Here is a 15,551-nt window from a genome sequence, read left to right as displayed (position 1 = left end):
TTTTTTGTAATTCTTTTATTAATAGAAAGTATTATTTTTTTAATTCTCCTGGTGGTACTATCTTGTATTTTTTGTTTAAGACTAAATTTTGCTTATTTTTTGAGTAAAAACTTTAATTTATATTTATTTTATATATAACTGTTCTAATGTCCTTAAAAAATAGTTTAAATCAACCTAAAAGTAATACTTTTGATTTTTTTCATCATTTTTAAATTAGGGGTATTTTTCCTATTTGACTAATATGCTGGGATATAATTTAGAGAAATCAAATTATGGACTTTAAATTTATAAAATATTAATCAATCACTTATTTTATTCCAATTCAAGAATTATAATTAAAAATGAAAAGTATTACTTTTTGAGTCAAATATAATAAAAAATTTTGAATCGTTTATTGCTTATAAACTTTGCTATTTGATTCTTAGAATAATGTTTATATTATATTTAAAATAAAATAATATTTGTATACCAAATAGCTGGCTATTGCAAAAACTTGCTTTATGGCTTACTCATGAAAAACTTAAAACATAAAGTTTTTTTTGAGAGGTATATTAACTCTATTTATTAAGGAGGGAAAAAATTGGCAAAGTTTGATGATAAAGTCGATTTATACGACGACAGAGGTTCATTAGTCGAATCTGATGTACCAATCGAAGCTCTAAGTCCGTTACGTAACCCTGCTATTAAGAACATTATTAGCGGTGTTAAAAGAACTGTAGCTGTAAACTTAGAAGGTATCGAAAAATCTTTAAAAACTGCTTCCGTTGGTGGAGCAAAATCTAAAATCTTAGGAAGAGAAATGGATCTTGACATTGTTGCTCAAGCTGACTCCATTAACGCTTCTTTAAAAGAAATGCTTCAAGTAACTGAAGACGATGATACTAAATGTGAAATACTCTCTGGTGGAAAAAGGATTTTAGTCCAAATTCCAACTATCAGATTAGATTCTTCCGCAGAATACTCCGTAGCAACCTTAGCTACCGCAACTGCATTAACCCAAGCTATTATCAAAGAGTTTGACGTAAGCATGTACGACGCAAACATGGTAAAAGCTGCTATCTTAGGAAGATACCCACAATCTGTAGAATACATGGGATCCAACTTAAAAACCATGTTAGACGTACCACAAAAATTAGAAGGTCCAGGTTACTCTTTAAGAAACATTAAAGCAAACGACTTCGTAGCTGCTACCTTAAAGAATACTTTACAAGCAACTGCTCTTGCAAGTATCTTTGAACAAACTGCTATGTTTGAAATGGGTGACGCAGTCGGTGCATACGAAAGAATGCACTTATTAGGTTTAGCTTACCAAGGATTAAACGCAGACAACATGGTATTAGGTCTCGTACAAGACAACGCAAAAGAAGGAACCGTAGGTTCTATCGTACAAGACACCATTGCTAAAGCTGAAGCTGATGGTGTTATCGCTGTAGAAAAAGAATTAACCGACTACAACATGTACGCAACCAACGATGCAGCTAAATGGAACGCATACGCTGCTGCTGGATGTACTGCTGCTATTATGGTTAACGTAGGTGCAGCAAGAGCTGCTCAAGGTATTCCATCTACTATTTTATACTTCAACGACAACATCGAATTCGCTACCGGTTTACCTGGTATTGACTTCGGTAGAGCTGAAGGTGTAGCTGTTGGATTCTCTTTCTTCTCTCACTCTATCTATGGTGGAGGAGGTCCTGGTTTATTCAACGGTAACCACGTAGTAACCAGACACAGTAAAGGATTTACCATCCCTTGTGTAGCTGCTGGTATGGCTTTAGATGCTGGTACCCAACTCTTCTCTCCAGAAGCAACTTCTGGTTTAATTAAAGAGGTATACAGTGAGATTGACGAATTCAGAGAACCACTCAAATATGTTGCTTTAGCAGCTGCTGAGATTAAAGGTGACATCTAATTATCGAATTAATTTTTGTTAATTAAAATCTAATTAAAATTCACAATTACAATAATAAATTATTTGAATCATTTTGATTTGAATATTTGAGGTTAAATAATGGATATTGAAATATTTCCACACAGAATTTTAGGTACAGACACAACTGAAAAGGTATTAAATGATTTAGAATCTTTAGATTCAGTTAAAAGAACTGTAATTCAAGGGCCAAGACTCCCACCACAAGATGAGATTGACAGAATCTATGGAGATCGCAGAATCATTGTGGTAAATGGCGAAGAAGTTGAATTAAAGGTTAAAACTGGTAGAATTTTTGTAGAACTCTATGATGAATCTGGTATTGAGGAAATTAGAGCCATATGCGATAAGCATATTGACACTGGTTTTGATATTAATACTAGCAAGGCTCAATACATCCGTAAGCAAAAAACAGTTACTGATGGATTGAAATATGGTGAAAATACAGAAATTCCTGAAGAACTGATTGGTATCGCAGATACCCGTTCTAAATTTAATGAACATGTCTCTATTCTAAGAAAAGATGGTCTGGAATAAAAATATCTAGTTTGATTAAGGGTCAGATAATATGATTGGAAGATGCACACATCTTGTAGACTGCAGGGAAACAAGAGGACTTGGTGAAGGAGGAGGAATTGCCCAAAGAGGAACTTTTGCAGAATGTGGAAGCGATGTTTTGGCAGTTGCAATGTCTCCAGGTAGAAGACACATTACCAAGCCAGTCTGTGAAATCACCTTCGGTCTTCGCGAAGCCAACCTATTGACCAGCACCATGATATTGGATGCAGGAAGCGGCGTACCGCATGATGCTCCTGCTGGAGGTGCCGGTAATGCATTCGGCTTGACTGACAAGGAAGTCGAGCAGATGCAAAAGTTCAAGGTCATTGTGGTTCATTTAGGTGGAGTGAGAAATCATATTACATACAAAGCAAGACTTATCTTGCGTAACGTTAACAAACCTTGTGTTATTATTTGTGAATATCCTGTAGACTTTGAAGATTTTGCAAAAATCGGTGTCAAAACCGCAAAGGTCATGCCTGATGAGGTAAAGACAGAAGGTAAAATCATGAACATAGTATCAGGGGTTATTAGGGGACAAACAGTCTCTCAAGAAAAATTAGATGAGATTATTAGAAAAGTTAGATTAACATTAGGAGATGCATAATTATGGCACAATATTATCCAGGAACTTCTCAGGTAGCTGAAAACAGAAGAAAATTTACTAACCCAGATGTTGAGTTAGAAGTTTTAAGAGAAATATCTGATGAAGATGTAGTAAAATTATTAGGTCACAGAGCTCCAGGTGAAGAATACAAATCCGTTCACCCACCTCTCGACGAACTCGATGAACCTGATGACATTATTAGAGAAATTGTAGAACCTATTGACGGTGCAAAAGCAGGAGACAGAGTAAGATACATCCAATTTGTAGACTCCATGTACTTTGCTCCAGCTCAACCTTTCTTAAGAGCAAGATCCTACGTATACAGATACAGAGGAATCGATACCGGTACCTTATCCGGAAGACAAATTATCGAAGCTCGTGAAAGAGATGTAGAAAGAATTTCTAAAGAAATTTTAGAAAACGAATACTTTGACACTGCACGTACTGGAATCAGAGGTGCAGGTGTACACGGTCACTCTTTAAGACTCGACGAAAACGGTTTAATGTTTGACATGTTAAGAAGACAAGTACTCAACAAAGAAACCGGTAACGTTGAAATGGTAAAAGACCAAATTGGTCGTGAATTAGACGAACCTGTAGTATTAGGTGAACCATTAGACGAAGAAACTCTCAGAGCTAAAACCACAATCTACAGATGTGATGGTGAAGCTTATAAAGACGACGAAGACGCTGTAACTGTCTTAAGACAAATACACGTCACTAGATCTCAATTTGGTTACAACCCAGAATATTAAGGAGGTTTATTAAAATGGCTGATAAAAAATTCTTAGATGCAATGACTAAAAAGTTCAAAGAAGCTCCAGAAGAAAAAACTACTACCTTCTATAATATGGGCGGTTGGACTCAATCTGAAAGAAAAACTGAATTTGTAAACGAAGGTAAAGCAATCGCTGAAGCAAGAGGAATTCCAATGTACAACCCAGACATTGGTAACCCACTTGGTCAAAGAGCTTTAATGTCCTACCAATTATCCGGTACTGACACTTTCGTAGAAGGGGACGACTTACACTTTATTAACAACGCAGCAATGCAACAAGCTTGGGACGATATCAGAAAAACTGTAATCGTAGGTTTAAACACTGCTCACAACGTACTCGAAAAAAGGTTAGGTATGGAAGTAACTCCTGAAACCATTACCAACTACTTAGAAGTTGTAAACCACGCTATGCCTGGTGCAGCTGCAGTACAAGAACACATGGTAGAAACCAACCCATTACTCGTAGACGACTCCTACGTAAAAGTATTTACCGGTGACGACGACTTAGCAGCAGAAATCGACCCTGCATTTGTATTAGACATTAACAAAGAGTTCCCAGAAGAACAAGCTGAAGCTTTAAAAGCTGAAGTAGGCGGAGCTATTTGGCAAATTGTAAGAGTTCCATCTGTTGTAGGTAGAGTCTGTGACGGTGGTACAACCTCCAGATGGTCTGCTATGCAAATTGGTATGTCCATGATTTCCGCATACGGACAATGTGCAGGTGAAGGTGCTACTGGTGACTTCGCATACGCATCCAAACACGCAGAAGTTATTGGTATGGGTACTTACTTACCAATCAGAAGAGCAAGAGCAGGTAACGAACTCGGTGGTGTCCCATTCGGATTCATGGCAGATATCTGTCAAGCAACCAGAGTAACCGACGACCCTGTAGAATCTGCATTAGAAGTAGTAGCTTTAGGTGCTGCTTTATACGACCAAATCTGGTTAGGTTCTTACATGTCTGGTGGTGTAGGATTTACTCAATATGCTACCGCAGCATACACCGATAACGTATTAGACGACTTCTCTTACTTCGGTAAAGATTACGTAGAAGACAAATACGGAGACTTATGTTCCGCACCTAACGACATGGACACCGTTCTTGACGTAGGTTCTGCAGTAACATTCTACTCATTAGAACAATACGAAGAATACCCAGCTTTACTTGAAACTCACTTCGGTGGTTCTCAAAGAGCTGCTGTTGTATCTGCAGCTTCAGGTATTTCCACTGCATTCGCAACTGGAAACGCACAAACCGGTTTATCTGCATGGTACTTAGCACAATACTTACACAAAGAACAACATTCCAGATTAGGATTCTACGGTTACGACTTGCAAGATCAATGTGGTGCAGCTAACGTATTCGCAATCAGAAACGACGAAGGTTTACCACTTGAATTAAGAGGACCTAACTATCCTAACTATGCAATGAACGTAGGTCACCAAGGTGAATACGCAGGTATCGCACAAGCACCTCACAGTGCTCGTGGAGACGCATTTGCAGTTAACCCTCTCGTAAAGATTGCATTTGCTGACAAGAACTTACCATTCGACTTCACCAAAGTCAGAGCTGAATTCGCTAAAGGTGCTTTAAGAGAATTCGAACCTGCAGGTGAAAGATCTATCATCATTCCAGCAAAATAAGTTTGGTGTAAACGGGAATTATATAAATAAGGTTTTTAACTGATTGTTTCATAATGAATTGATTTTATTGGAATTGTTTTTCCATAAAATCTTTTCATTGGTTTATTCCATTGAAATAATCCGTTTTACCTTATTTATTTTTTTCAATAAAAAAATTTGTTTGTATAAATTAGAATGGATTTTTTTTCAAACATTTTTGAAACTTATAAATTTCATTTTAATTTAAAAATATTATATTTATATTCATTTATTTATTAATTAAGAAATGGTTTTTATTAAAAAATTTATTTACAAATTCGACATTATTTTATTCACTATTTTAAAAGCAAATTTGGGAAAAAACTTCTTCAATTTAATTGACATGTATTCAATTAATTTTGATTAATCGCTTAAATTGTTAGGCATTGCTAAAAATAATGGATAAAATTCGAGATTTTTTAGTAAAACTTATATATGTAGTTTAAAATAAAATATTAATTAGAGGCATTAAATTGTCTCAAAAACAATTAATTTAGAGTTTATTTTTATTAAAATAAACTTGATTTGCGATTTTTCACATATTGCAAAAATTGCAAATTTTATACATGAAATGCTATTTCAGATTTGATTCGTGTGATCTTTTTAGATTTGAAATAAGTTTTTCACAAAATTTATCTTTTTAATTATTCGTTGTTTAATTATTAAGATTTTTAGATTTATTCATCAAATATTTCATTCTTAACTAACTAAGGATTTAATCTAGCTAGATTAAAAGCTGAGTGGTTTACTTTGGCTTATTTGATTTAAAAATCTTGTTTAAGTTTTGAAGTATAATCATAAAGTATAAAATTACTATAGGATGTTCTAATTATGGTCTAAATAATGATTATTTTTTAGTCCATTATTTAGGCCGTTTTTTAGTTGTCTTTATGTATTTTATATTTGAGTTGGAATATGTCTAAAAGTGATTAAAAAAAGGGAAATTTTAATCACTTATTTATTTATTAAATAATTAAAATTTAATAAAATTTAAGGAGGAAAAGAAAATATGGACCCTATTACATTAGGTGTAGTCGCATTGATGGGTGCAGCAGCAACCATTGCAGGTGCTGCAGAGGACTTAGAATCTGACATCGGTTCACAAAGTAACCCTAACTCTCAGGTTCAGCTCGCTCCACAAATGGGACACTTACACCGTATGATAAATAAGGCAGCTTCTGGGGAACCAGTAGCATACGGATGCTGGTGTGGTATTTCCGGTGCTATTGCAGCTCTTGCTATGGGTATGGGTATTATACCTATAGTGGCAATTGCAATGGGTTCTACTGTCGCTGCACTTGTTCACGCAATTTATACAGTCACATCACACATGGGAAGGATTGTCGGTCAATCTCAATTTGAACAACCATTATTTATGGACGTATTAACCCAATCCTTAGGCCCTATCGCAGCTCATGGTTTTATAGCTAGTTTCGGTATTGTAGGAATCGCTTATTTAATGACTCTTCCATTAGACGGACTTGGACACCCATTCCCATTACCATTACTCGCTGTACTTTGGGGAATTACTATTGGTGCAATCGGATCATCCACAGGGGATGTTCATTATGGTGCAGAAAGTGAATACCAAAAATTCGACTACGGTGGAGGTACTCCTGTAGCGATTCAAGGGGATATCGTAACTAAAGCTCCTCTCGGTGCTAAAAACTCTATCGATGTAGGTAACTTCTGTGCTAAATATGGTGGACCTTTAACCGGATTCTGTTTTGGACTTATTGTTTTCGTAAGCTTCTGGATTACTGTTGTATTCGGAGCTTTAGGAGGACAAATTGTAGGTATTGTCATCGTTATTTTATTAATCGCTGCTAATTACTTACTTGAAAAGTCTACAAGAGCAAAATTCGGACCATATGAGGAATAAGGAGGTTACATTATGGATCTTTTAATATTTATTATATGTGTTGTAATCGCAGGTATTATTATGGGTGGAGGTGTACACTTCATTCCTGTAGGTGGTGCTCCTGCAGCTATGGCTACCGCTACCGGTGTAGGAACTGGTACCGCAATGTTAGCAGCTGGTGCAGGATTAACTGGACTAATTACCGCAGCTTCTATGACCGGTCAACCAGTATGGTTAATCGTATTAGCAGGTGCAGTTGGTTCCATGTTAATGATGGGTATCACCATGCTTATTGGTAACTTTATTTATATTTTCGGTGTTGGTGTAGTACCAGCATCTGGTAAAGCAGCAGTCGACCCAATTACTGGTTGGAACCAAGAAAAATACAAAACCCCAGGTACCGAAGGACACGGTATTCCTACCGTCTGTTACATAAGTGGTATCATCGGTGGTTTACTTGGTGGTGCTGGTGGAGGATTAGTCTACTGGGCAATTAATGAATTTGCTACTGCAAACTTAACTGGATTTGACGCTACTGTTATCGCTGGTTTAGCAGCTATTCTCTCTGTAGGTATGTTCTTTATCAATTCAGTAACTGCTTCCTATAACATTGGAGGTACTATTGAAGGTTTCGTAGACCCTAAATTCAAAAGACTCCCAACTGGAATCCTCGCTTGTGCTGTTGTTTCTCTTGTAGCTGCTATTTTCATGGTTTTAATGATAGGAGGTATTTAAGATGTCTGCTGGAGGAAGTGGAGCACCTGCAGAAGGTGCTGTAAATGCTAATGTAATGTTAGCAGTTGGTATTATCGGTGGATTAATTGGTATTTATGCGTCAAGTTTTGAGCCTACTATTGGACCAGTCATTGCATGTCTTGGTGCAGTTTGTGCAATTCTTTGGGGAGTTCTTGCTATTCGTAGTGTAGCAAGTTACGGTTTAGGTACTGGTGTACCTTCTATTGGTTACATGTCTTTAGGTATAGGTGTAATCGGTGCATTAGCAGGTGTAGGTATAATTGCAGCATTTAAATTAAAAGGATTAGAAATGCTCGGACCAATACTTGCATTAGTATTTGCAATGCTCATTGGTTTATTAGTTGCAATTGTTGCTAAGAAGATTGTTGGAATGAAAATCCCTGTTATGGAAAGATGCACAGCTGAAATCGCTGGTGCTGCTGCTTTAGCTGTTCTCGGATTCTCCTCTGCAATTGCAGGTGGATACTCTATTGATTTATTATTAACCGCTGTTGTAGCTCCTGGATTCATTGCTCTCTTTTACATATTAGTTACTATGGCTATCCAACACCCATTCAACGCATGTTTAGGACCTAACGAAGATCAAGTTAGAACTCTTAAATGTGGTGCATCCACTGCATTCTTAACCATGATTATTACTGGTATTCTCGCAATTTCCGCTGGAGGATACGCATGGTTTGCAATTTTAGTTGTTGGACTTATCGGCTGGTACGTCTCATTTAAAATGTTTGTTAATGCTTCCTACGAAGCTGCAGCATCTGTTAAATGGTCCGGATTATGGCCAAAAGTTGAGGAATAAGGAGGTTGTTATAGATGGTATTACCTTTAATACAATTTATTCCTGAATTAAACTTAAATCTTGATCCTGAAACCGGTCTTCTCGGTGCAGGTGGTGGAGATTTAATCATTCTTTCAATGGATGAGATAAATGGAGAAATCGCAAAAGTCGAAGCGGCTGCTGATGAATTAATGAATTCCTTAGATCCTAATTCCGCACCATTAGGTTCCTTCCCAGGAAGAGAAGGTAACTTTGTTATTGCAGGAACATTGACCAATATGGTTTATGGATTTATTATAGGAATGTTCCTTATCATGGCAGCAATGCCTATATTAACAGCTATGGGGGTTTTATAGATGGCTGACAAAAAACCTGCTGCTGATAACTGGCCTGTAGTAAGTGGAGACTACATTGTAGGGGACCCTGAAAGTCCTGTTGCTGTAACTACCTTAGCTTCTCACAATGAAGATATTCCAGCTGCTGCTGGAGCAGCTATTGCTGGACCTTGTAAGACTGAAAACTTAGGTATTGAAAAAGTTGTTGCAAACATTATTTCAAACCCAAACATCAGATTCTTAATCCTTTGTGGTGCTGAAGTGCAAGGTCACATTACTGGTCAAAGTATCCAAGCATTACATGAAAATGGTTGCGACCCTGAAAAGAAAAAGATCACTGGTGCTACCGGTGCTATTCCTTTCGTAGAAAACATTCCTATGGAAGGTGTAGAAAGATTCCAACAACAAGTAGAACTTGTTGACTTGATCGACAACGAAGACGGTGGAGCAATCACTGCAAAAGTAAAAGAATGTATCGAGAAAGATCCTGGTGCTTTTGAAGAAGATGCTATGGTTATTGAAGTGAAAGAAGGAGATGACGACGAAGATGAAGGTGAAGAAATTCGTCCTATTTCCGCTGAAACTGCATTACTTGAAGCAAGAATCAGAAACATTGACACTCAAGTAAAATTAGTTGGTGCTGTACAAAGAAATATGGCAGGTAACTATTCAGGAAAAGTCCAAGGTATCATGATTGGATTAATATTCACTTTAGTAATCGGTTTCTTGTTATTAATGGCACCATTATTAGGTGCATAACTGGAGGTTTTATAAATGGTTAGATTTTCAAACAAACCAAATACTCGTGGTATTAGAAATGCTTCTAATAATGTAGAATACCGTGCAAAGCTCTTAGGTAGAGAAGGAAGATTATTTGCTGGCGTAATCAGCACCAGATTTTCTGGAATGGCTATTGGTATTGGATTAGCTCTTGCTTTAGCAGTTGTTATTCCATACTTAGCTAAATTATGTGGTTTATAGAGGTGTTATAAATGTCTGAAGAAGAATCAGTACCTCAAATTATTGTATCTACCGATGATATGGCAGCTGCAATTAATAAATTGGATGAAGCTGAAGAAAAAGTAGAATTCGCTGTTGGTGAATACTTCCAACGTTTAGGACAACAAAACGGTAGAGATATTGGTATTTTATATGGTATTATTTTAGGTCTTGTAATTTTAATAGTATCTATTGAATTTGGTTTGGTAAGTGCAATGAGTACTATGCTTACAAGCTTAGTCTAAATTGGAGGATTATAAATGTTTAGATTTGATAAAGAACAACTCGTCGTAGATATTGCTGGAGTAAAAATGGGAGGACAACCTGGAGAATACCCTACCGTTTTAGCAGGAACTATCTTTTACGGCGGACACAAAATTATTAGTGATGAAAAAGCAGGAGACTTTGATAAAGACGCTGCTGAAGGATTAATTAAAACAATGGAAGAAATGTCTGATGTAACCGGAAACCCTTGTGTTGTACAAACTTTCGGTGCTACTGCAGAAGCTATGGTTAAATACTTAGAATTTGTAGGGGACATCTGTGACAAACCTTTCCTTATCGACTCAACTGCTGCAGCTGCAAAGATTGCAGGTGTAGAATACGTACAAGAAGCAGGATTAGCTGAAAGAGCTGTATACAACTCCTTAAGTATGGCAGCAGAAGCTGGAGAAATCGAAGCTGTAGCTAACTCTGACATCGACGCATCCATTCTCTTAGGTTTCAACCCAATGACCCCTGGTGTACCTGGTAAACTCGAAATCTGGGAAACCGGTGGATCTGTTATCGACGAAGGTATTCTCGAAATGGCAGAAAGATGTGGTATTACCAAACCTTGGATGGACGTAGCAGTTACTCCTTTAGGTCAAGGTGCAGGTCCTGCAGTAAGAACTTCCTACGCTGTAAAAGCTAAATGGGGATACCCTGTAGGTTCCGGTATTCACAACGTACCTTCCGCATGGGATTGGTTAAGACAATACAAAAAAGAACACAAAGAAGCATGGCCTGTATGTGATATAGGTTCTAACATCGTACAACAAATGGCTGGTGGAGACTTCGTACTTTTCGGTCCTATCGAAAACTCAAGACTCGCATTCCCAGCATGTGGTATGGCAGATATTATGATTGCTGAAGCAGCAAGAGATATCGGTACCGAACCTATTGAAGCACACCCATTGAACTTGTTATTATAATTTGAAAGGGTCCGAGATTAGATGATTTATTTCATCTAATCTTTTTTCAAATTATTTCTTTTTATATTTTTAAATTTTTAACTTTTTTTTAACATTTTTAACTTTTTTTTAACATTTTTAACTTTTTTTTAACATTTTTATCTTTTTTTATCTTATTTTATCTAATTTTATCTAATTTATCTTATCTTATCTTATTTTATCTTATCTTATCTTATTTTATCTTATTCTATCTTATTCTATCTTATTCTATCTTATTTTATCTTATTTTATTTTAACATTTTTTAACAAATATTTAATTTTAAATTTCTAATTTTCACACTAGTTTATTTATTCTCAAAATTTTTTAACAAAATTTATATTATTTAATGAAAATACTATATATTATATAGAAAGATTATGGGGATTTTTATATGTCTTTTTTAGATAAAATTTTTAATAAGGGACCTAAGCCAATTATTGCTGAAAGTCAATCAAGGGATTTAAGTATTTTAAAAGCAGGTAACAGGCCTCAAGGCCCAGGTGTTATGGTAGCACAACAGGATGAATATTATGTCACTGCTTCTGTAGAGTTAGGAAACACCACTACCAAATGTGTTATTATGGCTACTAACCTAAACAACAGCCAATCTTATCTAATCAATAAAACTGTGAATATGACAAGGGATGTTAGAGCCCCTAAACCTGATGAAGAGGTCTTCGGTAAAACAGTTTGGGGTATTGAACTTTCTAAAGAATCTGTTGCAGATATGATTAAAGACACTGTATTAGAATCACTTAAAAAAGCTCATGTAGATATGGATGAAGATTTAGACTTTGTAGTAAGATCCACTGGGGTAACTGCAGGTTTTGCCACTACTCAAGAAGTGGGGCAAATGGTAAAAGCTTTAGCAGATGGCTGTTTGGATGCAGGAATATCCCATACAAAAATGGCTCCAGCCATGTCTTCAGCACATCTTCCAAAAAGACTTCAAAAATACACTCTCCTGGATAATGTAATGTTTGATGGAGCGGTAGTAAGTGTAGTTCCACCAAAAGGTAAGGAAGTTGTAGCAAATGAAATGGAAGGTGAACTTGTAACTGCAGGAATCAAATTAGGTGCTAAATGGACTGAAGTAGACTATAGAAACCCTTGTGTATCTTTAGACTTTGGTTCCACCTTAGCAGGACGTATTGTAAACAAGGATGAGCCTTATGCAAGCACTGTAGGTAACTTCCTAGGTTTGGCTGGTGTTATTTCAGACTCATTAGCTAAAGGTTCCAAGCAAATCGACCAAAAGAATGGTGCAGCATTGGACCTATTTGATCCTAAACTACTTAAAAAGGCAGATGGTAAGAAACACCAAGAAAAAGCAAAACAATATGCTAAAGAAGCTCATGAGCTCATTAACATCTGCAAGGTTCCAGAAGGAATCGATAGATTCGGTACTGTCCCATTAGACGCTGCAGGAGCAAAGGCAGCAGGTACATGTCTTATAGGATGTGATGTGGGAACAAATGCAGACGGCCTTGACGGATTGGTTGAAATAGGAGCAAAGATCTATGAGGATGAAGGAATTCCAACACTCCTTGCCACTATGGACCACGTAAGCGCAAACATCGTATACAGAGTTCTTGATGTTGCATTTGAAGAGAACCTTATCCTTGACGGTTCCATTTTAGGAGTCACTGGAAGAGCTGGAATAACTGGTAAGAAGCCAGAGCTTATTTTAGAGTATGCTCAAGACAAGTTCAAGGATGTTGTATTTGTTGAGGATGGTCTTGCTCTCGGTTCTGCAATCATGGCTCGTTGTATGAACTCCATGGGAACTCAAAAGAACCCTCTTGGAGGAAACCAAGGAGAAAGATGTATTTTAAAGAAGAGAATGCAAGCTCAAGGTACTATAGAATAATCAGTACCTTTTTTATTTTTTCTTTTTAAACTATTCTAAGCTTTTAAAGCATTCTAAGATTTTAAACTATCTTTTTAAACCTTTTTAAGCTTTTTAAGCTTTTTAAACTTTTTTTATTTTTTTAATCATTTATTTTTCAATTTATAATATATTTCAATTTATAATATTTTTTAATTTAGAATATTTTTCATTTTAAAAAATTATTATTTAACTTTTATTTCAAAATTAAACAGATATTTTTATTATTTCATTAGAGGTCTTTATATGATTATAGCTTTGGTAATGGCTGGTGGAAAGGGTCTTAGACTAAAATCAAATATAGAAAAGCCTCTTTTTCCAATCAATGACAAACCCTTAATGGATTATGTCTTGGATAATTTAAAAAAGTCCAAATACATAGAAAAGACAGTTGTTGCCGTAAGCCCAAATGGGGAAAACACCAAATCCTATTTAAAAGATGATTTGAATTTTTCTGATTTCCATGATGATTTTTACAATAGCACAAAAACCGATTTTTATTTAGACACCAAAGGAATAGGTTTTGTCGAAGATCTCTCTGAAATCCTCACTTGTTTTGAAAATCATTCAAAAGATGACATCTTACTTTTCATAAATGCAGACCTTCCTTTAGTGGATGAAAATATAATTGACTACATCATTGAATACTATCTAGACCATGACAAGCCTGCATTATCCACATTGGTGCCAGTAGAAATATTTGAAGAATATGGCATTCCTTATACCTATGATTTTAATGGAAAAGTCCCTGCAGGAATCAACATACTTAGGAGTGAAAATGTCGTTCAAGAGGAGGAAGTTTTAATTATTCCAAGGTATGAGTTAGTTTTTAATATAAATACTATCGAGACATCTATATTAGCCAGTAAATTTTTATGATCTTTCATCATTTCCAAAGGTCTTTCAAAATTTTTTATACCTCCATTATCCTATTTGGTAATGCTTTCCAAATCCATTTTTTTTTTAAGATTCATTATTTTTTTATATTCTCATTATCCTTTTGGAAAAATTTGTTTCAAAATCCATTTTTTCTAAACTTTAAATTATTTTTGTTTTAGAATAATTTTTCAATGAATTTATCTAATTTTTCTATTTTTAATCTATTTTTTCTTTAATTTATCTAAATTTTTACTAATTTTTACTCATTTTTATTAAAAAAATCAATAAGTTTATATATTGTTTTAATCATAAAGAATTATAAGGTAAACTAAAATTTAATAATAAATATTAGTTTTTTTAAAATGGAGTATTATTTTTGAGAATAATTTTGATTTCTTGGTTTGAAAAATCAGATGGAAAAAATAAAAAATATTCTCAAGAAACATAATCTCTTCGATTATAATTATTAAGATTTATTGGTGAAAATATGGAAAATGCTGTTGCTAAACCTAACCCTCACAGAAGGGAAGAAAAATTATGGAGTGAAATTAAAAATTATCAAGTAGCTACTAATAATGCACGTATTTTAGGAGTTCTTGATGAATTGATTATTAATGAAAAAACAGGTAAAATTGTGGATATTGCCGTTAAAATCGAAAGTGGACGTAATATCCATGTAAAAGGTGCTAAACGTAGAGGAGACTTATTATTAATACCTTTTACAAAATTGAGAAAGTTGGAGAATTCATTATTGTAACTGAATAATTTTCTAACTATATTTTCACTTTTTTATTTTATCTATTTTCTTTGCATTGTATTTAGTAAATTTAATTTTTTTAATTTTTTTTATCAGTTTTTTAGTCTATTTTTTCTTTATTTGTTATTGTTTTTCTTAGTTAAGTTATTTTTAGTTTTTTTAGTCTATTTTTCTTTATTTGTTATTGTTTTTCTTAGTTAAGTTATTTTTAGTTTTTTAGTCTATTTTTTCTTTGTTTATCCTTATTTTATTTAGTTATAGCTTGTTTTCTCTATTTTAGTCTATTTTTTCTTTGCATATCATTATTTTATTTATTATATATTATTTCTGATTTTATTCTTCAATTGATTTTAGTCATTTTTATCATTGATTATAATTTTAATTTACTTTCACATCATACCTAAATTAAAAAAATAGTTAATTATTTTATAGTAAAAGACTAATATAATAATGTTATATAATTAATTTAATGATTTATTAATTCAATGATGTCAATGAAATTGACTTAAAATACTATTAATAAACTGTCAAATTTATTTATATTTTGTAAT

General features: G+C 34.6%; 15 protein-coding genes and 1 pseudogene. All 16 read left to right on the top strand.

Translation table 11 applies throughout. The annotated features are described in order from the left end of the window. Positions 1–580: 580 nt before the first annotated feature. The 16 genes and pseudogenes from mcrB to MRU_RS09575 all read left to right on the top strand — a co-directional run bounded on the left by mcrB (position 581) and on the right by MRU_RS09575 (position 15,008). On the top strand, positions 581–1,912 hold the full coding sequence (gene mcrB / locus MRU_RS09650) for a coenzyme-B sulfoethylthiotransferase subunit beta (protein WP_012956726.1): 1,332 nt from the start codon (positions 581–583) through the stop codon (positions 1,910–1,912). A gap of 99 nt (positions 1,913–2,011) precedes the next feature. Next, entirely contained in the window at positions 2,012–2,467 is a 456-nt protein-coding gene (mcrD, locus tag MRU_RS09645) for a methyl-coenzyme M reductase operon protein D (protein ID WP_012956725.1), read from the top strand. 31 nt (positions 2,468–2,498) lie between these two features. After that, positions 2,499–3,095 carry a methyl-coenzyme M reductase I operon protein C gene (gene mcrC, locus MRU_RS09640; protein WP_012956724.1) on the top strand — a complete coding sequence of 199 codons (597 nt, stop codon included), beginning with the start codon at positions 2,499–2,501 and terminating at the stop codon, positions 3,093–3,095. A 2-nt stretch (positions 3,096–3,097) separates the two neighbouring features. Next, positions 3,098–3,850, top strand: coding sequence for a coenzyme-B sulfoethylthiotransferase subunit gamma (gene mcrG / locus MRU_RS09635; RefSeq protein ID WP_012956723.1), 753 nt, complete (start codon positions 3,098–3,100; stop codon positions 3,848–3,850). A gap of 14 nt (positions 3,851–3,864) precedes the next feature. Then, the gene (mcrA, locus tag MRU_RS09630; protein WP_012956722.1) at positions 3,865–5,517 is read left to right on the top strand and encodes a coenzyme-B sulfoethylthiotransferase subunit alpha; all 1,653 of its coding nucleotides are present in this window, start codon (positions 3,865–3,867) and stop codon (positions 5,515–5,517) included. A 1,027-nt stretch (positions 5,518–6,544) separates the two neighbouring features. Then, on the top strand, positions 6,545–7,417 hold the full coding sequence (mtrE, locus tag MRU_RS09625; protein WP_012956721.1) for a tetrahydromethanopterin S-methyltransferase subunit E: 873 nt from the start codon (positions 6,545–6,547) through the stop codon (positions 7,415–7,417). 12 nt (positions 7,418–7,429) lie between these two features. Next, entirely contained in the window at positions 7,430–8,131 is a 702-nt protein-coding gene (mtrD, locus tag MRU_RS09620; protein WP_012956720.1) for a tetrahydromethanopterin S-methyltransferase subunit D, read from the top strand. Position 8,132: 1 nt separating this feature from the next. Continuing rightward, on the top strand, positions 8,133–8,951 hold the full coding sequence (gene mtrC / locus MRU_RS09615) for a tetrahydromethanopterin S-methyltransferase subunit MtrC (RefSeq protein ID WP_012956719.1): 819 nt from the start codon (positions 8,133–8,135) through the stop codon (positions 8,949–8,951). Between the two features lie 14 nt (positions 8,952–8,965). Further along, positions 8,966–9,286 carry a tetrahydromethanopterin S-methyltransferase subunit B gene (locus MRU_RS09610; protein WP_012956718.1) on the top strand — a complete coding sequence of 107 codons (321 nt, stop codon included), beginning with the start codon at positions 8,966–8,968 and terminating at the stop codon, positions 9,284–9,286. Then, positions 9,287–10,024, top strand: a complete 738-nt coding sequence (gene mtrA, locus MRU_RS09605) for a tetrahydromethanopterin S-methyltransferase subunit A (protein WP_012956717.1) — start codon at positions 9,287–9,289, stop codon at positions 10,022–10,024. A gap of 15 nt (positions 10,025–10,039) precedes the next feature. Then, a complete protein-coding gene (locus tag MRU_RS09600; RefSeq protein ID WP_012956716.1) occupies positions 10,040–10,246 on the top strand; it encodes a tetrahydromethanopterin S-methyltransferase subunit F in 207 nt (68 codons plus the stop codon). An 11-nt stretch (positions 10,247–10,257) separates the two neighbouring features. Next, positions 10,258–10,509 carry a tetrahydromethanopterin S-methyltransferase subunit MtrG gene (gene mtrG / locus MRU_RS09595; RefSeq protein WP_012956715.1) on the top strand — a complete coding sequence of 84 codons (252 nt, stop codon included), beginning with the start codon at positions 10,258–10,260 and terminating at the stop codon, positions 10,507–10,509. A 15-nt stretch (positions 10,510–10,524) separates the two neighbouring features. Continuing rightward, entirely contained in the window at positions 10,525–11,457 is a 933-nt protein-coding gene (gene mtrH / locus MRU_RS09590; RefSeq protein ID WP_048812509.1) for a tetrahydromethanopterin S-methyltransferase subunit H, read from the top strand. A gap of 410 nt (positions 11,458–11,867) precedes the next feature. Further along, on the top strand, positions 11,868–13,346 hold the full coding sequence (locus tag MRU_RS09585) for a methanogenesis marker 14 protein (protein ID WP_012956713.1): 1,479 nt from the start codon (positions 11,868–11,870) through the stop codon (positions 13,344–13,346). Positions 13,347–13,610: 264 nt separating this feature from the next. After that, the gene (locus tag MRU_RS09580; RefSeq protein ID WP_012956712.1) at positions 13,611–14,243 is read left to right on the top strand and encodes a GTP--adenosylcobinamide-phosphate guanylyltransferase CobY; all 633 of its coding nucleotides are present in this window, start codon (positions 13,611–13,613) and stop codon (positions 14,241–14,243) included. A gap of 487 nt (positions 14,244–14,730) precedes the next feature. Beyond that, a pseudogene (locus MRU_RS09575) lies at positions 14,731–15,008 on the top strand (PRC-barrel domain-containing protein). The last annotated feature ends 543 nt before the right edge of the window (positions 15,009–15,551 follow it).

The sequence above is a fragment of the Methanobrevibacter ruminantium M1 genome (assembly GCF_000024185.1).
In the GTDB taxonomy this organism is placed as follows: Archaea; Methanobacteriota; Methanobacteria; order Methanobacteriales; family Methanobacteriaceae; genus Methanobrevibacter; species Methanobrevibacter ruminantium.
This window is presented reverse-complemented; position numbering and strand designations above follow the sequence as displayed.

What these genes read in the sequence shown, in the direction of transcription:
- mtrG (WP_012956715.1), top strand. Translation starts at nt 10,258, where the DNA reads ATGTCTGAAGAAGAATCAGTACCTCAAATTATTGTATCTACCGATGAT.
- mcrD (WP_012956725.1), top strand. Translation starts at nt 2,012, where the DNA reads ATGGATATTGAAATATTTCCACACAGAATTTTAGGTACAGACACAACT.
- mtrA (WP_012956717.1), top strand. Translation starts at nt 9,287, where the DNA reads ATGGCTGACAAAAAACCTGCTGCTGATAACTGGCCTGTAGTAAGTGGA.
- MRU_RS09580 (WP_012956712.1), top strand. Translation starts at nt 13,611, where the DNA reads ATGATTATAGCTTTGGTAATGGCTGGTGGAAAGGGTCTTAGACTAAAA.
- mcrA (WP_012956722.1), top strand. Translation starts at nt 3,865, where the DNA reads ATGGCTGATAAAAAATTCTTAGATGCAATGACTAAAAAGTTCAAAGAA.
- mtrD (WP_012956720.1), top strand. Translation starts at nt 7,430, where the DNA reads ATGGATCTTTTAATATTTATTATATGTGTTGTAATCGCAGGTATTATT.
- MRU_RS09600 (WP_012956716.1), top strand. Translation starts at nt 10,040, where the DNA reads ATGGTTAGATTTTCAAACAAACCAAATACTCGTGGTATTAGAAATGCT.
- MRU_RS09610 (WP_012956718.1), top strand. Translation starts at nt 8,966, where the DNA reads ATGGTATTACCTTTAATACAATTTATTCCTGAATTAAACTTAAATCTT.
- MRU_RS09585 (WP_012956713.1), top strand. Translation starts at nt 11,868, where the DNA reads ATGTCTTTTTTAGATAAAATTTTTAATAAGGGACCTAAGCCAATTATT.
- mtrC (WP_012956719.1), top strand. Translation starts at nt 8,133, where the DNA reads ATGTCTGCTGGAGGAAGTGGAGCACCTGCAGAAGGTGCTGTAAATGCT.
- mcrG (WP_012956723.1), top strand. Translation starts at nt 3,098, where the DNA reads ATGGCACAATATTATCCAGGAACTTCTCAGGTAGCTGAAAACAGAAGA.
- mcrC (WP_012956724.1), top strand. Translation starts at nt 2,499, where the DNA reads ATGATTGGAAGATGCACACATCTTGTAGACTGCAGGGAAACAAGAGGA.
- mtrE (WP_012956721.1), top strand. Translation starts at nt 6,545, where the DNA reads ATGGACCCTATTACATTAGGTGTAGTCGCATTGATGGGTGCAGCAGCA.
- mtrH (WP_048812509.1), top strand. Translation starts at nt 10,525, where the DNA reads ATGTTTAGATTTGATAAAGAACAACTCGTCGTAGATATTGCTGGAGTA.